Annotated in this window: 17 protein-coding genes and 2 tRNA genes; 15 read left to right on the top strand and 4 right to left on the bottom strand. The window is 69.0% G+C overall.

Annotated elements, in window-relative coordinates:
• Nucleotides 1–60 precede the first annotated feature (60 nt).
• Genes IEX84_RS02710 through IEX84_RS02720 form a run of 3 tightly spaced genes read left to right on the top strand, consistent with a single transcriptional unit; the run spans nt 61 to nt 2,073 of the window.
• The gene (locus IEX84_RS02710) at nt 61–990 is read left to right on the top strand and encodes a replication factor A (protein WP_188869546.1); all 930 of its coding nucleotides are present in this window, start codon (nt 61–63) and stop codon (nt 988–990) included.
• 1 nt (nt 991) lies between these two features.
• Nucleotides 992–1,621, top strand: a complete 630-nt coding sequence (locus tag IEX84_RS02715) for an RPA family protein (protein ID WP_188869548.1) — start codon at nt 992–994, stop codon at nt 1,619–1,621.
• A 47-nt stretch (nt 1,622–1,668) separates the two neighbouring features.
• Nucleotides 1,669–2,073, top strand: a complete 405-nt coding sequence (locus tag IEX84_RS02720) for a CopG family transcriptional regulator (RefSeq protein WP_188869550.1) — start codon at nt 1,669–1,671, stop codon at nt 2,071–2,073.
• Nucleotides 2,074–2,296: 223 nt separating this feature from the next.
• Here IEX84_RS02720 and IEX84_RS02725 read toward each other — a convergent pair whose 3' ends face one another.
• The gene (locus IEX84_RS02725; RefSeq protein WP_188869551.1) at nt 2,297–3,292 is read right to left on the bottom strand and encodes a radical SAM protein; all 996 of its coding nucleotides are present in this window, start codon (nt 3,290–3,292) and stop codon (nt 2,297–2,299) included.
• Nucleotides 3,293–3,416: 124 nt separating this feature from the next.
• Here IEX84_RS02725 and IEX84_RS02730 point away from each other — a divergent pair, with 124 nt between their 5' ends.
• Nucleotides 3,417–4,496, top strand: a complete 1,080-nt coding sequence (locus IEX84_RS02730; RefSeq protein WP_188869552.1) for a DUF373 family protein — start codon at nt 3,417–3,419, stop codon at nt 4,494–4,496.
• Between the two features lie 18 nt (nt 4,497–4,514).
• Here IEX84_RS02730 and IEX84_RS02735 read toward each other — a convergent pair whose 3' ends face one another.
• Both IEX84_RS02735 and IEX84_RS02740 read right to left on the bottom strand, forming a co-directional pair.
• Nucleotides 4,515–5,357 carry a polyprenyl synthetase family protein gene (locus IEX84_RS02735; protein WP_188869553.1) on the bottom strand — a complete coding sequence of 281 codons (843 nt, stop codon included), beginning with the start codon at nt 5,355–5,357 and terminating at the stop codon, nt 4,515–4,517.
• Between the two features lie 105 nt (nt 5,358–5,462).
• A complete protein-coding gene (locus IEX84_RS02740) occupies nt 5,463–5,921 on the bottom strand; it encodes a DUF5814 domain-containing protein (protein WP_188869554.1) in 459 nt (152 codons plus the stop codon).
• A 98-nt stretch (nt 5,922–6,019) separates the two neighbouring features.
• Here IEX84_RS02740 and IEX84_RS02745 point away from each other — a divergent pair.
• Nucleotides 6,020–6,092: transfer RNA gene (locus IEX84_RS02745), tRNA-His, on the top strand.
• A gap of 203 nt (nt 6,093–6,295) precedes the next feature.
• On the opposite strand, the gene IEX84_RS02750 is transcribed toward IEX84_RS02745, so the two are convergent.
• Nucleotides 6,296–7,471 carry a M50 family metallopeptidase gene (locus tag IEX84_RS02750; protein ID WP_188869555.1) on the bottom strand — a complete coding sequence of 392 codons (1,176 nt, stop codon included), beginning with the start codon at nt 7,469–7,471 and terminating at the stop codon, nt 6,296–6,298.
• A 126-nt stretch (nt 7,472–7,597) separates the two neighbouring features.
• Between IEX84_RS02750 and IEX84_RS02755 the strand changes: the two genes are divergently transcribed.
• The 10 genes from IEX84_RS02755 to IEX84_RS02800 all read left to right on the top strand — a co-directional run bounded on the left by IEX84_RS02755 (nt 7,598) and on the right by IEX84_RS02800 (nt 18,891).
• Nucleotides 7,598–9,658 carry a DEAD/DEAH box helicase gene (locus IEX84_RS02755; RefSeq protein ID WP_188869556.1) on the top strand — a complete coding sequence of 687 codons (2,061 nt, stop codon included), beginning with the start codon at nt 7,598–7,600 and terminating at the stop codon, nt 9,656–9,658.
• 76 nt (nt 9,659–9,734) lie between these two features.
• Nucleotides 9,735–9,808: transfer RNA gene (locus IEX84_RS02760), tRNA-Pro, on the top strand.
• A 53-nt stretch (nt 9,809–9,861) separates the two neighbouring features.
• Nucleotides 9,862–10,008 (top strand): hypothetical protein, encoded by a 147-nt coding sequence (locus tag IEX84_RS02765; RefSeq protein ID WP_188869558.1) that lies wholly within the window; start codon nt 9,862–9,864, stop codon nt 10,006–10,008.
• Between the two features lie 94 nt (nt 10,009–10,102).
• Nucleotides 10,103–10,897 carry a group I intron-associated PD-(D/E)XK endonuclease gene (locus tag IEX84_RS02770; protein WP_188869560.1) on the top strand — a complete coding sequence of 265 codons (795 nt, stop codon included), beginning with the start codon at nt 10,103–10,105 and terminating at the stop codon, nt 10,895–10,897.
• A 93-nt stretch (nt 10,898–10,990) separates the two neighbouring features.
• On the top strand, nt 10,991–16,228 hold the full coding sequence (locus tag IEX84_RS02775; protein WP_188869562.1) for an LAGLIDADG family homing endonuclease: 5,238 nt from the start codon (nt 10,991–10,993) through the stop codon (nt 16,226–16,228).
• Nucleotides 16,228–16,503, top strand: a complete 276-nt coding sequence (locus IEX84_RS02780) for a DUF7854 family protein (protein WP_188869564.1) — start codon at nt 16,228–16,230, stop codon at nt 16,501–16,503. The genes IEX84_RS02775 and IEX84_RS02780 overlap by 1 nt, the downstream gene beginning before the upstream one ends.
• Nucleotides 16,504–16,548: 45 nt before the next feature.
• Nucleotides 16,549–16,893, top strand: coding sequence for a DUF7855 family protein (locus tag IEX84_RS02785; protein WP_188869567.1), 345 nt, complete (start codon nt 16,549–16,551; stop codon nt 16,891–16,893).
• On the top strand, nt 16,893–17,696 hold the full coding sequence (locus IEX84_RS02790; RefSeq protein WP_188869569.1) for a DUF7856 family protein: 804 nt from the start codon (nt 16,893–16,895) through the stop codon (nt 17,694–17,696). Before IEX84_RS02785 ends, IEX84_RS02790 begins: the two co-directional genes overlap by 1 nt.
• 26 nt (nt 17,697–17,722) lie before the next feature.
• Nucleotides 17,723–18,238: a DUF7857 domain-containing protein gene (locus IEX84_RS02795; protein ID WP_188869571.1), complete on the top strand. Its 516-nt coding sequence runs from the start codon at nt 17,723–17,725 to the stop codon at nt 18,236–18,238.
• Nucleotides 18,235–18,891 (top strand): MinD/ParA family ATP-binding protein, encoded by a 657-nt coding sequence (locus IEX84_RS02800; RefSeq protein ID WP_188869573.1) that lies wholly within the window; start codon nt 18,235–18,237, stop codon nt 18,889–18,891. The genes IEX84_RS02795 and IEX84_RS02800 overlap by 4 nt, the downstream gene beginning before the upstream one ends.
• The last annotated feature ends 24 nt before the right edge of the window (nt 18,892–18,915 follow it).

Raw genomic sequence — 18,915 nt, forward strand, 5'->3', positions numbered from 1 at the left:
CGGTAGGGCGTATCTCGGGGCGTCTCCCACCGAAACACACGCGGAGACGGAAACCCGACCATGAGCGACATACAGCAGACCGCACAGCAGCTACACGACCAGTTCTCGGAGCACCTCGACGTCGACGTCGAGGAGATCGAGGAGCGCCTCGAACGCTACGTTGACGAGTACAAAATCCCGCTCGACGAGGCGCGCCGCTCCGTCGAGAGCCACTACCTCGACGAGGCCGGTATCGAGCGCGACGAGCTCGGCCGCGGGGGCAACCCCACCGTGCAGGCCGCGGACGTCGACACCGCCGACGAGTGGGTCGACATCACGGCCAAAGTCGTCGACCTCTGGGAGCCCCGGAGCGACAGCGTCGCACAGGTCGGCCTGCTCGGCGACGAGTCCGGGACCATCAAGTTCACGAAGTGGGCCGCCTCCGACCTCGACGAACTCGACGAGGGGCAGGTCTACCACCTCGGAAACGTCGTCACGGACGAGTACCAGGGCCGCTACTCGGTGAAGCTCAACCGCACGACCACCATCACCGAGGTCGACGAGGACATCGAGGTCGGCGACGACGAGACGACCGTCGAGGGCGCGCTCGTGGACATCCAGTCCGGGAGCGGCCTCATCAAGCGCTGCCCCCACGAGGACTGCACGCGCGTCCTCCAGAACGGCCGCTGTTCGGAGCACGGCGAGGTCGAGGGCGAGTTCGACCTCCGCATCAAGGGCGTCCTCGACGACGGGACGGACGTCCACGAGATAATCCTGAACGAGGAGGCGACCACGGACCTCACGGGCGTCACCCTCGCGGAGGCGAAACAGCAGGCGATGGACGCCCTCGACACGACCGTCGTCGCCGACGAGATGCGCGAGACGCTGCTCGGGAAGTACTACCGCGTGAGCGGGCCGACGCTCGGGCGCTACGTCCTCGCCAACGACATCGAGGAGCTGAACGACCCGGTCGACGGTGAATCGGTGCTGATCAAAGCGAGGTCGATGTAAGATGTCCGAATCCGCACCCACGCGCGAGGTCGCCCGCCGCGTCTTCGCCGACGAGTTCAACGACGCCACGTTCACGTTCAAGGAATCCGACGACGAGCGCGCGCCGCTCTACAGCCTCCTCCCCACGGGGGCGAAGGCGAACCGCGTCTTCCTCGTCGGCACCCTCACCGAGACGGAGGACGTCGGCGAGGACTCCGAGTACTGGCGCGGCCGCGTCGTCGACCCCACCGGGACGTTCTTCGTCTACGCCGGCCAGTACCAGCCGGACGCCGCGAACGCCCTGCGCGAGCTCGACACGCCCGCGTACGTCGCCATCGTCGGGAAACCCCGCACCTACGAGACGGAGGACGGCACCGTCAACGTCTCCGTGCGCCCCGAGTCGATCACCGAGGTCGACACCGCGACCCGCGACCGCTGGGTCGTCGAGACGGCCGAGCGCACCTTGGAGCGCATCGAGGCCTTCGACGAGGAGGGAAACGAGTACGCCCGGCGCGCCGAGGAGGAGTACGACCTCCCGCTCCGGCGCTACAAGCGGGCCGCCATCGACGCCCTCGAATCGCTCGACGAGACCGAGGACGGCGACGGCGAGGACGAGGACACGCGCGACGCCGAGACCGCCGAATCCGTCTGAGCGGTCGTCTGACGAAGAACTAAGGCCCTCTACGGGCTTTCGTCTGTATGGGCAACAAGAACAAGACCGTCTCGTTCCGCGTGAACGAGGACACCTTCGACGCGCTCCGCGACATCGCCGAGGAGCGCGACCTCTCGTTGTCCGCGGTCTTCCGCGACTACGTCGACGCGCTCGTCGCAAACGACGGCCGCGTCGACGTCGTCCCCACCGACGACGTCGGCACGGAGGTCGACGAGGAGTTCCCGCCGAAAGTCGAGGTGCCGAAGAGCTTCGTCCGCGAACACGAGCGCCTCGAACTCGAAGCCGAACACCTCCGCGAGCAACTCGACGAGCACAAGGCGTACATCAACGCCCTGCGCGACGAGCTGGAGGAGGCCGAGGACGTCGACGACGTCGTCCACCTCGACGACCTGGAGAGCGGGAGCGAAGAGGAGTCGTTCCACCTCGGGTAGCGCCGCTCACGTCGTCGAGTCCGCGGAACGAGCAACAGAGAGGCGACGGGAGAACGACCGTCCCACGTACCGACCGGCCCCGTCACGTTCCACGAGGGTGTTTCCGGCGTCTCACACGATGAATTCGGGGACGTTCGCACGGCGAACGCCCGACTGCGTCTGCCGACGGCAGTGGTGGGAATCTGCAAGGGGCACGCCGTCGCAGAGCGACGGCGTGGGGCTTCTAGGCCAGCGGCGTCCGCTCGACGACTTGGCCGTCGTACGTCGGGTACTGCTCGACGATTTCGCCCCCGTCGAGGTCGCCGTCCTCGATCATCTCCTCTAAGAGCCACCACGCGACCTCGACGTGCTCGCTCTTTGCGGTGTAGAACTCCTCGGGGACGCCGAGGGCCGCGAAGCGCTCGGGGGGCTCGTAGGTCTTCCCGTAGACGAGCGTCCCGTCGTCGGTCACCTCGTCGAAGTCGCGCCGGACGTTCTCGGCCATCCGCTTGAGGCGACTGCGGTGCTGGGCGGCGTCCTTGAAGACGCTCGTGCAGAAGTAGACCTTCTCGTGGCTCGCCATCTCCTCGAGGATGGCGTCCTTCGAGCCCTCGACGGCGCTCATGTGGCCGTCCTGCAGTTCGTAGCCGGCCTCCTGCATCCGCTCGTAGTTGCCGTCGCTCATCTCGAACTCGTTGACGTTGCAGAAGTCCGCGGCCCCCTCATCGAGGAAGTCGAGGAACTCCTGCTCGGCGCGGATACCCGGAATCTCGAAGGCGGGCGTCAGCCCCTCCTCGCGGGCGACGTAGAGGATGTCCTCCCACTCGGTGCCGTGGAGGTCGCCCCACTGCTCGTAGGGCGGGTGGAAGCGAATCTCGTCGAGGCCGGCCTCGCTGAGGCGGCGCATGTTCTCGCGACCGCCCGTGATACCCGTGTAGAGGTGCGTGTGGTGGTCCTCGCCGAACTCGTCTTTGAGGAGGCGGAGGTAGCGACAGGTGCGTTCGAGGGCCTCCTGGGGTTCGCCGCCGGTGATGGAGGTCCCGAGGGCGTCCATCTTCTTCGCCTCGGCGACGACGTCCTCGTCGCTTTCGACGGGCCGCTCGTTCGCGTAGACCTGCGTGACGTTCTTCCGATTCTCGCCCAGCGGGCAGTAGAAACAGTCGCGCTGGTCGCAATACCCGTAGACGAAGAGGACCATCTTGCCCCCCTGCGCGCACTGCTCACAGCCCTTCGAAATCATTGCGTACCACCCGTATACCGCGTGCGGACTCAAAAACCGCACGGGTCGTCTCGCGGGGTGTGCGTCCGTCGCACGGCGGCGTCTCCCGAACCTCCTTAACCGTCGACGGCGTACGGCCGCGTGAATGCTGTTGGTCCTCTGCGTCGACCTGGACGACGACCTCGGTCGGAAGACGGAGACGTCGACGCCGGTCGTCGGCCGCGACGCCGTCGAGGACGCCGCGGTCGCGCTCGCCACCGTCGACCCCGAGGACAGCGACGTGAACGTCCTCTTCGAGGGCGTCCACCTCTACGACGACCTCGTGGGCGAGGAGCGCGTCGAGGTCGCGGCCGTCACGGGCGTCGAGGGGAGCGACGTGCAGGCGAACCGCGCGGTCGGGACGGAGGTCGACGAGGTGCTCGCCGGCCTCCAGACCGGCGAGGAGGTCCGCACCGTCATCGTCACCGACGGCGCACAGGACGAGTCCGTCCTCCCCGTCATCCGCTCGCGGGCGAAGATCGACGGCGTCCGCCGCGTCGTCGTCCGGCAGGCACAGGACCTCGAATCGATGTACTACACCATCAAGCAGGTCCTCAACGACCCGGAGACCCGCGGGACGATTCTCGTGCCGCTCGGCGTCCTCCTCCTCATCTACCCGCTCGCCGTCCTCGCCTCGTTCCTCGGCCTTCCGGGGGCCGTGCTCGGCCTCTCCTCGGGCGCACTCGGACTCTACGCGCTCTTCCGGGGGCTCGGCCTCGCGGACACCGTGGACGACCTCGTCGAGCGCGCCCGCGACAGCCTCTACACGGGCCGCGTCACACTCATCACGTACGTCGTCGCCGCCGCGCTCCTCGTCATCGGCGGCGTCGAGGGCGTCGACCGGCTCACCGACTACCGAGCCGCGACCGACGGCGCACTCCCCGTGACGACCGTCGTCGCCGCGCTCGTCAACGGCGCGGCGACGTGGTTCGCGGCCGCCGGTCTCACGTCGAGCGTCGGCCAGATTACGGACGAGTACCTCCACGACGGCTTCAAGTGGCAGTACCTGAACGCGCCGTTCTACGTGCTCGCCATCGCCGCGGTCCTCTACGCCCTCAGCGGCTTCTTCCTCCGGACGGTGTCGCTCCCGACGCTCGCCGCCGTCCTCACCGTCGGGACGCTCATGAGCGTCCTCAGCACGCTCGCGTTCGCCGTCATCGAGGACCGCGGAACGTGGGCGAAGTGACGGCTACGGTCGGGGCCGTCAGCGCTCGCGCTCGACGACGAACCCCGCGATCTCCTCCAGGTAGTCGCGGGCGCTCCCGTCCTCGATTGCCGCGTCGTCGAGCGCCGCGAGCGCCGCCTCGGACTCCGCGTCCGCGAGCGCGTTCACCTCCGCGACGGTGCGTTCGGTCACGCGCAACACCGACGGGCGGTCCATCTCCTCGTCCGTGCCGGCGGGCTTGCCCAGGTCACCGGTCTCCGCCGTCACGTCGAGGACGTCGTCGCGGAGTTGGAACGCGACGCCGACGCGCTCTGCGTACTCGCCGAGCGCGTCGATGGTGTCGTCGTCGGCTCCCGCCGCAATCGCGCCGAGCTCCGCGGCGGCGCGGAACAGCGCCCCCGTCTTCCGGCGCGCGAGCTCCATGTACTCGGCCTCCGTCTCGGGGCGGTCGACGAGCTCCGTCGCCTCGCCCTGTCCGAGTTCGACGAGCGAGTCCGCCGCGGTCTCCAGCGCGCCGGGGTCATCGCTGAAGAGCGCGAACGCCTCGCCGAGCAGGCCGTCGGAGGCGACGATTGCCGGCCCGTGACCGTACGCCGCCCACGCCGAGGGCTCGCCGCGGCGGAGCTCCGAGCGGTCGATGATGTCGTCCACGACGAGCGAGGCGTTGTGGACGAGTTCGACGCCGACGGCGTAGTCGAGCGCGTCCGCGGCCTCGCCGCCCGCCGCCTCGCAGCACAGCATCGCGAGCGCCGGCCGGACGCGTTTCCCGCCGGCGAGCGCCACCGCTTCGGCCTCCTCGCGGAGCTCCGGTGGCTCGACTACCTCCAGCACCTCGCGCAGGCGGTCCTCGACCGCGCGACGGTGCGCCTCGACGTCCTCCATTGACACGCCTTCGGGGCCGCAGCGCCAAAAGGGTCCGTCTTTCGCCCCGGTCGCGTGCGCGTCGCGCGCGGTCGTCGGCGACCCGCCCGTCGCACCGTACCGCGCTCAGCGACCCTCGATTTCGGCGCGCGCGTTCGCCGCGCGGCGCGCCTCCTCCGGGCGGCCGTCGACGTTGGCGAGGTCCTCCGTCGCCTCCAGCGTCCGGACGGCGTCGTCGAGGAACCCGTAGATGTCGCCCGGGTAGGCGTACACCATGTAGTCGTCCGTCATCACGTCGACCATCGCCTCCGGGTCGAGGCCCTGCGCGCGCAGGTCGAGGAGGTACGCGATGAACTTCCGCTCGGGGTGCCCGCAGTAGGGGTTGGCCTGACAGTCGCAGTCGAGGAAGTCCTTCGAGAACTCGATGACGCGGTCGGCCGTCGCCTCGTTCAGTCCGTCGAGGTTGCCGCCGCCGAAGAGCACGTCGAGGGTCGCGCCGCTGAACGCGCCCTTCGGGAAGTTCGCGTCCAGTTGGCTGACGAGCTGGCGGTGGTTCTTGACGTAGATTTTGTCCGTGACGGCCACTGGATGTGTGTAGCGACGCGGCGACGAAAAGCGTGTCGCGTCCCGTCCGCGGTTTCGTAACGCCTATTAACGGCAGGGCGCTACGGACGGATGCAGTGTCCGGGTTGGGGTAGTGGACTATCCTTCAGCCTTGTGGAGGCTGAGACGCGGGTTCAATTCTCGCACCTGGACCTTTCTGTTGTGACCGACGGTGAGTAGCTGAAAGTCCACGTCGAGAAGTGGACCACGGGAGTCGCAGCGCGAACGGCGTGAGCGACCGTCTGCCGGCGGTTCACTTCTCGCATCTGGGCCTCACTTCTTCGAGCGGCACACCCGTCGAGGGTCGCGTACGCTCAGCCACCGGCCGCGACCGTTCGTCGTCGAGGACCGGCCAGTCAGGGCGCGCGGCGGTCGTCGGCGTCGACCTTCGGGGCCGGGGTCTGCGTCCCGCGGCCGGCGCTCTGGATGATGTTGAACGCGGTCATGAGGTCGGTGCGGCTGACGAGGCCGAGCAGGCGACCGTCGTCGTCGACGACGATGAGCCGACCGATACCCTCGTCCTGGATGCGCTCCAAGGCGTCCATCGCTTCGGCGTCGGGGGTGGTCGTCCGGACGTCGCGGGTCATCACGTCGCCGACTGTGTAGGCGTCGCGTTCGACGGGCTCGACCTCGCGGGCGTCGCCGAGGGTGACGACGCCGACGACGCGGCCGTCCTGCACGACGGGGTAGCCGGTGTGGCGCTCCTCGAACATCCGCTCGGTGAGGTCGGTGACGGTGTCATCGGGGTGGACGGTCTTGACGTCCGCGGCGTCGGTCATCACGTCGGCGACGGTGACGCCCTCGAAGGCGGCGTTCATGACGGTGCGCTGGCTCTCGGAGGACGCGCCGATGTAGATGAAGAAGGCGATGGCGATGAGGAGGAGGTTGCCGAAGAGCCCGAGGATGCCGAGGATGACGGCGACGGCCTTCCCGACTTCGGCGGCGAGCTGGGTGGCGCGGGCGTAGGGCCGCGTGCGGGCGAGGAGTGCGCGCAGGACGCGCCCGCCGTCCATCGGGAAGCCGGGGAGGAGGTTGAAGACGGCGAGCACGACGTTCGCCAGCGCGAGGTAGCCGACGACGAACGTGAGCGGTGGCGTCCCGCGGACGACGAGGAGCGCGGCGTAGGAGACGGCGCCGAGGGCGACGCTGACGACGGGGCCGGCGATGGCGATGAGGAGCTCCTGTTTCCAGTCCTCGGGCTGCTCTTCGAGGTTGGCGACGCCGCCGAGCAGCCAGAGGGTGATGGACTCGATGGGATAGCCGTAGTGCATCGAGACGACGCTGTGGCCGAGCTCGTGGAGGAGGACGCAGGCGAAGAGGCCGACGGCGGCGGCGATGCCGAGGAGCCACGGGGTCGCGCCCTGCGAGAGCGTTCCGACCGGGAGGCCGAGTGCCCAGACGGAGTTGAGGGTGCTCACCCACTGCTCGGTCTGCCAGCCGATGAGGGCGGCGAACGCGGGGAGGACGAGCAGGAACGTGACGTCGAGTTTGATCGGGATGCCGAACACGCTACCGACCGTGTAACTCCGCATGGCTCGGGCTTCGGGCGTCGGCGGCATAAACGTCCGTGGCCGTCGCGGGGGCGCGGAGGGTGGGTGCGACACGGGGCGCGCCGCGGGAGCGAACCCCTCAAATAGCCCGCGTCCGTACGCTCGGGCGTGTCGAAGCAGGTCCAGCGGGTGGATACGCTCTTCCTCCACGAGGTCAACGACGACTACACGGTCGTCGCCCGCCGCGACGACGAGCGGCTGTTCCGCGCGCGCCTCCAGACGAAGGAGACGGACGCCGGCCCCCGTCCCGGGAAGTTCCGGCTGAAGACGGCGAACGGCGAGGACCCCCGGTCGCCCGACGAGTTCGTCGAGATCGCCCGCCTGGCCGACCGCATCCGCGTCTCCGAGCAGACGTCGCGCGACGGTCGCCGCGAGATTCGCGACCTCCTCGACGGCTATCAGCTCGCGGAGAAGGCGAAGGTCGTCCGCACCTGCCGGTACTGCGCGGGTAACGGCCGCTATTCGCCGATAACCGACGAGACGTCCGTCGAGGCCGACGGCGAGCGCATCTGTCAGGACTGTGCCGTCCGCGAGCTCGAACGCGAACTCGCGTTCAAGGGCGACCTCACGGGCGCGGCCGAGGACCGTCTCGAAGAGCTCCTCCTCGACGTCGGCGACCTCGACCGCATCGTCGGCCTCCTGGAGGGGCAACTCGACCCGGACCTCACGAAGTTCGACGAGGTCTCCGCGAACACGGACGACGTCGACCCCTACCCCGTGAGCGACCTCGACCTCCACCCGGGCGTGCAGGGCCTCCTCGAAGACCGCTTCGAGACCCTCCTCCCCGTCCAGAGCCTGAGCGTCGAGAACGGTCTCGTCGAGGGCGAGGACCAACTCGTCGTGTCCGCGACGGCGACCGGGAAGACCCTCATCGGGGAGATGGCGGGCTTGCACCGCGCGCTCAGCGGCAACGGGAAGCTCCTCTTCCTCGTTCCCCTGGTGGCGCTCGCCAACCAGAAACACGAGGACTTCGAAGACGAGTACGGCGACCTCGTCGACGTCTCCATCCGCGTCGGGTCCTCGCGCATCCGCGACGATGGGCAGGCGTTCGACCCGAACGCGGACGTCATCGTCGGCACCTACGAGGGCATCGACCACGCCCTCCGCACCGGCCGCGATTTGGGGGACGTCGGGACCGTCGTCATCGACGAGGTCCACACCCTCCAGGAGGAGGGACGCGGACACCGCCTCGACGGCCTCATCACCCGCCTCAAACACTACTGCGAGCAACGCGAGAACGCGCGGGAGTCCTACACGGGCGCGCAGTGGATATACCTCTCCGCGACCGTCGGTAACCCCGGCGGGCTCGCGAAGAAACTCCGCGCGAACCTCGTCGAGTTCGAGGAACGCCCCGTCCCCATCGAGCGCCACCTCACCTTCGCGGACGGCCAGGAGAAACCCCGTATCACGAACAAACTCGTCCGCCGGGAGTACGACAAGGAGTCCTCCAAGGGGTATCGCGGCCAGACCATCGTCTTCACGAACTCGCGGCGGCGGTGTCACGAGGTCGCGCGCAAACTCGACTACCCCGCGGCCGCCTACCACGCCGGCCTCGACTACGGCAAGCGCAAACAGGTCGAGCGCCAGTTCGGCGACCAGGACCTCGCCGCCGTCGTCACGACCGCCGCGCTCGCCGCCGGCGTCGACTTCCCCGCGAGCCAGGTCGTCTTCGACACGCTCGCGATGGGCATCGAGTGGCTGACGGTGCAGGAGTTCGAGCAGATGCTCGGGCGCGCCGGCCGGCCCGACTACCACGACCGCGGGAAGGTCTACATGCTCGTCGAACCCGACGCCGTCTACCACAACTCGATGGACATGAGCGAGGACGAAGTCGCGTTCAAGCTCCTCAAGGGCGAGATGGAGGACGTCGTCACCGCGTACGACCAGAACGCCGCCATCGAGGAGGTGTTGGCGAACGTCGTCGTCGGCGGGCACTCGGCGAAGCGGCTCAGCGAGCGGATGGTCGGCGACGTCCCCACCAAGCACGCCGTCGGCAAGCTCCTCGAATACGGCTTCATCGACGGCCTCGACCCCACGCCGCTCGGCCGGACCGTCACGACGCACTTCCTCGACCCCGACGAGGCGTTCAAGATGCTCGACGGCGTCCGCAAGGGGATGGACCCCTACCGGATCGCCGCCGAGATCGAGTTGCTGGGCGAGGAGGAGTAGGGGCGCGCCACGGGCGCGATGGAGACGGCGCGCACAACGTAACGCTTACGCCGCGAGGCCGAATACGTGGAAGCGCGGGACCGTGGGTTAGCTTGGCGATACTCACAGCCTTGGGTGCTGTAGACCCCGGTTCGAATCCGGGCGGTCCCACTCTCTCACTTCTCGCAGACGACGTCACGGAGTTCCGCCAGAAGGTCCGGGCGATGTTCGGCGAGGAGTTCGACATCTTCCGCAAGTTCGTTTTGAATCCGGCGTCGAACGCGGGAGACGGCGACGTATCGCTTCTGGTCCTCAACGTCCGCGTCGCCGCTGAGACGTTCGCGCTCCGTATCGGTGATGAGTGCCCGTGATTTCGCCATAGACGAGCGAGAACGTTCATCGCAAAGAACGGCATTGGTTTCGAATATTCGAAAGTATAATAGTAGGATAAGACTATGGAACACCATGGAACCCCACCGAAAGGGCGATCTCACGGAAGCCATCGTCATCGCGGAGTTGAAGCGTCGCGGGATTCCGGTCTCCGTCCCGTTCGGTGACAACGAGCGCTACGACCTCCTCGCCGAGGACGATGACGGCGAAGTGTGGCAGATTCAGGTGAAGACCGGGCACTTCGACGGCGAATGCGTCGTCTTCAGGGGGTACTCGACCCACACGAACGCGTCGGGTAACACTCGGAAGTCGTACGACGGCGACGTCGACTACTTTCTCGTCCACTGCGACGAGGTGGACGGGCTCTACCTCGTCCCGGAGTCGGCGGTCGGGAGCAACATGAGCCTGCGCGTCGCGGAGGCGAAACAGGACCACCGGACGATCAACTGGGCGACCGATTACGACTTCGACGAGCGCTGGCCGCCGAGCGGCGAGACGGGTGACTGGCGCGACGCCGTCGTCGCCGACCTCCGGGCGCGCGACATCGACGTCCTCGACGCCCGAAAGAGCGACGCGCCGTACGAACTCGTGTTGCGGACCGAGGACGACGCCCTCCATCGGACGAGCCTCCGACCGGGGAGCGTGAGCGGGGGGCGCGTTCGCTTCGACACGGGACGGACGCGGGCCCCCGGTCCGGGCGCCGTCGACCTCGTGCTCGTTCGGTGCCGGGATACCGACGAGACGTACCTGATCGAGCGCGCCGCGTACGACGAGTCGATCAGCCTCCGCGTGGCCCCGCCACGGAACGACGACGCGCGGACGCATCGCGCCGCCGACTACACCGTAGAGCGCCGTTGGCCGCCGGCGTGACGGCGTCGTCGGTCGGACCCGTACCGACGCGCGTTCAGTTTCACTGTCCTTTGCGAACCTTCTTAGGTCGTCACGCGCTACCTACGTGAGCGAATGGCTCAGGCTACGGACCAGGAACTCGTCGACCGCTTCGAGGCGTTCTTCCGCCGGTACTACTCGGACGAGGTCGGCGACCTCGCACGGAACTACCCGCGCGATCAGAAGAGCCTGCGCGTCGACTGGGGCGACCTCTATCAGTTCGACGCGGACCTCGCGGACGACTACCTCCGCTACCCCGACCGGTACCAGGAGGCCGCCGAGGAGGCGCTCCGGCGCTACGACCTCCCCATCGACGTCTCGCTCGGACAGGCGCACGTCCGCGTGCGCGGGTTGGCGGAGGCGACGGAGATCAGGGCGCTTCGCTCCGAGCACCTCAACACCTTCGTCGCCGTGCAGGGCATCGTCCGCAAGGCCACGGAAGTCCGCCCGAAGATAGAGCAGGCGGTGTTCGTCTGCCAGCGCTGTAACTACGAGACGCAGATACCTCAATCCGACTCGGGCTTCCAGGAGCCCTACCAGTGCGAGTCCTGCGAGCGCCAGGGCCCGTTCAAACTCGACCCGGAGAAGTCGGAGTTCATCGACGCGCAGAAACTCCGCATCCAGGAGAACCCGGAGGGACTCGCGGGCGGCGAGACGCCGGAGAACATCGACGTCCACGTCGAGGACGACCTCACGGGGCGCGTGACGCCGGGTGACCACGTCACCGCGACGGGGTCGCTGCGTCTCGACCAGAGCGAGGGGTCGAACGAGAGCCCGATCTTCGACGTCTACATGGAGGGCAACCACGTCGAAATCGAGGACGAGCAGTTCGAGGACATGGAGATCACGAGCGAGGACAAGGAGGCCATCGTCGAGATTTCCCAGCGGCCGGACATCTACGAGGACATGGTCGACTCCGTCGCGCCCTCCATCTACGGCCATCGACAGGCGAAACTGGCGATGCTCCTCCAGCTCTTCAGCGGCGTCACCAAACACCTCCCGGACGGCTCGCGGATTCGCGGCGACCTCCACATGCTCCTCATCGGGGACCCCGGGACGGGGAAATGCCTCGACGGGGACACCCGTGTCACGCTCGCCGACGGGACGGAGCGACCGATTCGGGAACTCGTCGAGGAGAACCTCGACGACCCGACCCCGGTCGACGACGGCGTGTGGGACGCCGTGGATATCCCGATCCCGTCGATGGAGGCCGACGGGTCGCTCACCGATCGACGGGCGACGAAGGTATGGAAGCGTGAGGCTCCCGAGGAGATGTATCGCGTCCGCACGGCCAGCGGGCGCGAGCTCGACGTGACGCCGACGCACCCGTTGTTCGTGCAGTCGGACGGGCGCATCGAGGCGCGGCGAGCCGACGGCCTTACCGAAGGTGAGTTCGTCGCGGCACCGCGGACGCTCGACACAGACGGTGACGACACACTCGACGTCGAGTATCGGGAGTCGAGAGCGTCGAACGGAGTCCATCTCGACCTCCCGAACGAGTGGACGACGTCGCTCGCGCGACTCGTCGCCTACGTCATCGCGGAGGGGCACGTCGTCTTCCGTGACGATCACACGGCAGACGTCCGTGTGATGAACAACGACGCCGAGATCGTGGACGATGTCACGAGCGCGCTCGATGCGCTCGGCCTCAACTACAGCATCGATGGGCCACGAGAGGAGAAATCCGCACGGACTATACGCTGTCACTCGGGTGAGTTTGCGAGCTTCCTCAGCAACCTCGAGCCCGCCACCCTCGAACGCTCGGCCGAGCAACGCGTCCCGAACGCGATCAAGGGGGCGACACTGGAGACGAAGCGCGCGTTCCTCCGCGCGTACGTCGACGCGGAGGGCCACGTCTCGACGACAGAGCGGGAGATCACGGTCGCCTCGATGAGCCGTGACCTCCTCGAAGGCGTCCGAACGCTCCTACTCGCGTTCGACATCACCTGCAGCGTCGGGGAGCGACACAACGGGAGCTATCGGCTGCGGATCGGCGGGGACAGCTTCCGTCGATACGTCGACGCCATCGGATTCGTCACCGACCGGAAGACAACGGCCTCGCACGCGTTCGACGATCAGCAGCCGAACACGAACGTCGACGTCGTTCCCGGGGTAGGAGACGAACTCCGGCAAGTCCGAGAGACGCTCCGACTCTCGCAGTCCGAGTGTGGACTGACGCGTTCGACGTACCAGCACTATGAACGCGGCGACCGGAACCCGAGCAGGGAGAGTCTCCGATCGGTCGTCGACGCGTTCGAAGCGCGTCTCGCGTGGCTCCGCGAAACGAAGCGGCGGCTCGAAACCGGAGAGTGGGGCGACATCGCAGCGATCCGGCGGGAGTTGAACGTCTCGCAGGCAACGCTCGCGGACGGAATGGACGTCGAACAGACCACCGTGAGCTACTACGAGCGAAACGATGTCGTTCCGGACGGCGGGAAGATATCGGCAGCGCAGAGCGGACTCGTCGAACACGTCGAAGACGCGCTCAAGGCAGCAGAAGACGTCCAGTGTCTCCGGTCGCTCGCCGAGAACGACGTTTCGTGGGACCGGATTGACTCCATCGAGCGCGTCGACCCCGCGGAGGAATGGGTCTACGACCTCGAAGTAGAGGGTACGCATACGTACCTCTCGAACGGCGTCGTCTCGCACAACTCCCAGCTCCTGTCGTACGTCCAGAACATCGCGCCGCGCTCCGTCTACACCTCGGGGAAGGGGTCGTCCTCAGCGGGGCTCACCGCGGCGGCCGTGCGCGACGACTTCGGCGACGGCCAGCAGTGGACGCTGGAGGCTGGCGCGCTCGTCCTCGCCGACCAGGGGATCGCGGCGGTCGACGAACTGGACAAGATGGCTCCCGACGACCGCTCGGCCATGCACGAAGCACTAGAGCAGCAGTCGTACCACGGCGACACGGAGGTGTTCCTCGCCGACGGGCGGCGCGTCGAAATCGGCGCGTTCGTCGACGAGCTGATGGCGACGAACGCCGACGAGGTCGTGGACGGAGTGAATTGCGAGATCCTCCCTGTGGACGACGTCCGCGTGCACTCGACGAACCTGGAGACGAACACGACGGAGAAGGTCGACGTCGACCGCGTGAGTCGTCACGAGGCCCCCGACGAGTTCGTCCGGGTGTCGTTCTCGAACGGCCGTGAGGTGACCGTCACGCCCGAGCACCCGCTGTTCGTCGGGATAGACGGTGAGACGGTCGAGGCACGCGACGTCGAGACCGGCGCGTTCGTCCCCGCACCGCGGAAGACGCCGAACTCGGCGGCAGCGGTCGAACTCGACGACGAGCCACGCGTCGACGAGCGGGAGAAGGCTGTCCGGTTGCCGGAGACGATGAGCGGCGACCTCGCGGAGTTCCTGGGGATGCTCGTCGCGGAAGGCCACTCGTACGCCGGGTCGTCCCACGAGATCGGGTTCTCGAACCAGGACGACCGGCTCCTCGAACGCGCGGCCACGCTCGCCGAGCGGGTCTTCGGGATCGAGAGCACCGACGTGACGAACGAGGCGGGGACGGTCACGAAACGATGGGTGTCGACGCGCCTCTACCGGTGGTTCGAGCGGAACGTCCCCGAGGTCATGCACACCGCGCGGGAGAAGCGGGTCCCCGCGACGGTACTCGGCGCCTCCGAGGAGGAGATACGTCGCTTCCTCGTCGGCGCGTTCGCCGGCGATGGCGGCGTCGAGAGCGAAGCGATGGCGTTCTCGACGGCGTCAGACGGGCTCGCGGAGGACTACGCGGACGCGCTCGGCAAGATCGGCGTCGCCTCGCGGATACACCACGATAGCGCCGAGGACTCGTGGAAGGTGTACGTAATGGGCGACTCGACGGAACGGTTCGTCGACGAGGTGGTCGAGCCGTCGGACGAACGTCACGCGGCGGCCCGCGAGTTCGCCGACCGGAGCGCCGCGACGCCGCGCCATCACGACGTGCTGCCGACGGAGGCGGCCGCGGAGATACGCGACCTCAAGCGGCTCCTCGGCGTCCGTCTGACCGGGAAGTTCAAACCGAACCTCGACGAGGGGTTCGGCGTCCGCGTCGAGACTGTCGACGCCGAGCTGTCCGACCTCCGGGAGCGCGTCGACGCGATCCGGTCGTCGCTGTCAGACGCGACCGAGCTGGCCGACGTCCGCGCAGCTATCGGCTGGTCCGGTCGGCAGCTGGCCGAGCGGCTCGACAGTGAGACGACGAGCGCCATTCACTACGCGGAGGACGGCGGCTACGATGTGGAGCGTCGTACGAACCTGGCGGAGCGTGCGCGAACCACCATCGAGGACGCACTCGACGAGGCCGAGCACCGTATCGAGGCACTCGACTCCGCGTGCGACCTCCGGTATTACCGGGTGACGGACGTCGAAACCGTCCCGAACGAGGACCAAGAGTGGGTGTACGACGTCACGGTCGAGCCGACGAACACGTTCGTGAGCAAGGGCGTCGTCCTCCACAACTCGATCTCGGTGTCGAAGGCAGGTATCAACGCCACGCTGAAATCTCGGTGTTCGCTCTTGGGCGCGGCGAACCCGAAGTACGGGCGCTTCGATCAGTACGAGCCCATCGGCGAGCAGATCGACTTAGAGCCCGCGCTCATCTCGCGTTTCGACCTCATCTTCACGGTGACGGACCAGCCGGACCCGGAGGAGGACGCGCGGCTCGCCGAACACATCCTCCAGACGAACTACGCGGGCGAGCTCCACACGCAGCGCGAACACCTCGCGTCGGCGAACTACACGGAGGACGAGGTGGCGGCGCAGACGGACGAAGTCGCCCCGGAGATCGACGCCGGGCTCCTGCGGAAGTACATCGCGTACGCCCGGCGGAACGTCTATCCGGCGATGAGCGACGAGGCGCGCGCGGCCATCGAGGAGTTCTACGTCGACCTGCGCGCGGAGGGCGCGGACGAGGACGCGCCGGTGCCGGTGACGGCCCGGAAGCTCGAAGCGCTCGTCCGGCTCGCGGAGGCGTCGGCGCGCGTGCGGCTCTCCGATACGGTCGAAAAGAAGGACGCGGAGCGCGTCATCGCCATCGTGCGCTCGTGTCTGGAGGCCATCGGCGTCGACCCCGAGACGGGCGAGTTCGACGCGGACGTCGTGGAGACGGGGACGTCGAAGAGCCAGCGCGACCGCATCAAGAACCTCCGGGCGCTCATCGAGGACATCGAGGAGGACTTCGAGGAGGGCGCGCCGACGGAGGAGGTGATGGCGCGCGCCGAGGAGGTCGGGATGGACCGCTCGAAGGCCGAACACGAGATAGAGAAGCTCAAAAAACAGGGCGAGGTCTACGAGCCCTCGACCGGTCACCTGCGGACGACCTGATGGACCGCATCAGCGCGCTCCGGAACGTCGAGGAGGCCCTCGGGGAGTTGGAGCGCGGCGAGACGGACTTGGCGAGCGCGGAGGCGCGGGTGTGTTCGATACTGCGGACGTACGCGACGGAGTACGACGGCGAGCTCGCGGCGTGGCGGGCGTCGGGCGACCCGGCCGCGGAGGGGGTCGTCGTGCTCGCGGCGAGCGAGCGCGAGGCGCGCGAGCGGGTCGCAACGCTCGTCGGCGTTCCGGAGGCACGAGTCACGGTGTCGCGGCGCGAGTAGTGTCCGACCGGCGACGCTTTATCCGTTGGTCGCCCTTCTACCGGGGTGTTACTGATAGTCGCGTACTCGCGGGCCGCACGACAGGCCCTCCGAAACAGTTGTTCGACGCACGCGGAGACGGTGGTCCGGCGGTTCGGGCGCGCCGTCCTCCTGCGTGAGACGGAGTACGGCGCGTTCGTCGCGTGTCGCCTCCGGGAGCGCTTCGGGACGGCTGTGGAAGTGGCGCGCACGGAGCCGCTGAACGAGTACCGCGACGTCCCCGAGCACGTCCGTGACGCCGCGGCGGCGTACGAGGCGCGCGAGTCGCCGAGCACGTCGTACGCGAAGTTCGCGGCGGGGAGCGAGTTCCCCGACCCGGAGGCGATGCGCGAGACGCCGCTCGCGGACTGATGTGGGCGCACGTCGGCGGCGAGACGCGACGCACGAACGCACTCGACCTCCGGGAGACGGACGTGTCGGCGGCGAGCGCGTTGCGAGCGGTCCGCGACCCGGGGGGATGGCTCGGCTGTCCGGAACCGACGGCGGTGTACGACGTTGTCGGCGTGCTGGACGGACCGCGGGAGGTGGGACCGGCGGCGCTGGCCGCGGCGGCGCGGTCGCGCGGATACGACGCGCCGGCGGCGGCGAGACTGGCGACGGTGCGGGCGGCGTTGGCCGAGCCGCTCCCCGCAGTCCGGGGTCTCCGGGCGGCGCGAAAGCGACTCGCGGTGGCGAGTGCGGACATCGACGTCCGCCGGGAGCGCGTCGAGCGCCTCGGGGGGAAGGTCGCGGCGCTGAGGGCAGCCGGGGAGATGGACGACGGCGTGCGGGACGCACACGCCCGGGCCATCGCGGCGCTGACGGACGCGGAGACGGAGCGGTTCGCGGCCGCCGAAACGTACGAGCGACGTCGGGAGGAGGCACGCGCCGTCCGCGACGAGCGCGAGCGCCGACTCCGACTCGCGGACGAGGAGCGACGACTGGAGCGGGAGGCGGCGGCGGCGCTGGCAGCGGCTATCCGGCCGTCGTACGAGCGGGCGCAACGCGCCGTCCCGGAGGGGCCGTGGCGGGACGTCCTCGCGCTCGCACGGGTCGCGCGGGTGCGGGCGCCGCTCGTGGTCGCGGGCGGGCCGTTCGAGCGCGCGGCGCGGGCGGCGGCGTGTCTCGACGCGCCCGTGGTGCTCGTCACCGGCGGCATGCCGGCGCGCGTTTAAGCCCGAGCGGGGGACCACGGTACCCCGTGTCCATCAGTATCGAGAGCACCGCGACGGATTACGGCGGCGTGACGCTCGTCACGGCGCTCGTGCGGAACGACGACGAGGCGGACCGGCGGGTCCGCGTCACGAACGAACTGAACGGCGTCGTCCGCCCGCCGACGCGGGACGGGGTCGCAGTCGAGGGGTGGGACGCCGAGGGGTTCGAAGGCGTCGTTCGGGGGCGGGGCACGCTCGCGCTCGGCTACGCGTGTGGAGGCGCACCCGCGGACGACCCGTGTCGTGTCGCGTGGACGGAGCGGACGGAGTCGGACCGGCGGGGGTCGGCGACGGTCGCCGACGCGCTGCGCGACCTCGACGATCCGCGCCCGCCCGCGGCGAGCGGGCCGAGCGAAGTGCCGGAGGAGTCCGTCCCGCCGGCGGTGGCGGCGTGGCTCGACGGCGTGGCGGACCGGGTGAGCGAAGGGACGGCGAGCGAGGCGGACCGGCGCGCCCTGGAGTCGCTCGACGAACACCTGCGGACGCTCGCGGGGGGCGCGTGATACTCGCCGTCGTCGGCGGGAAAGGCGGCGTCGGGACGTCGACGGTCGCGCTCGAACTCGGCCTGCGGTTGGACGCGGTCGTGGTCGATGCGGACCTCTCGATGGCGGACCTCCCGACGGCGCGCGGGCCGGACCTCCACGACGTGCTCGCGGGACGCGCGTCGCCCGTGGAGGCCGTCCGCGAGGGCGGTGCGGTGTCTATTCTCCCCTGTGGGCGCACGCTCGCCGGGGCGCGGGCGTGCGACGTCGGCCGCCTCGGCGCAGTCCTGGAGTCGGTGGCGCGGCGATACGGCGTCGTCGTCGTGGACTGCGCGGCCGGGATGCGCGCGGACGTGGGCGTGCCGCTCGCGGTCGCGGACGCCTGCGTCGTCGTCACCGCGCCGGAGCGACCGGCGTTCGCGGACGCGATTCGGGTGCGCGAGCTCGCGCGGTCGTTCGACGCGGGGCTCGCGGCGGTCGCGTACAACCGCGCGGACGCCGTTCCGGGGGCCGTGGAGCGGACGCTCGGCGCGCCGGGCGTGGCGATTCCCGAGGACGAGACGGTGCGGCGGGCGCGCCGGAGCGGCTATCCGACGAGCGCGCTGTTCCCGGACGCGCCGGCGAGCGCGGGGTTCGGGGCGCTCGCGGACGCGGTGCGGGCGTGCGGGCTCTGAAGCGGGCGGAAGAAGAGCGGGGTT

This window comes from Halarchaeum rubridurum (genome assembly GCF_014647115.1).
In the GTDB taxonomy this organism is placed as follows: domain Archaea; phylum Halobacteriota; class Halobacteria; order Halobacteriales; family Halobacteriaceae; genus Halarchaeum; species Halarchaeum rubridurum.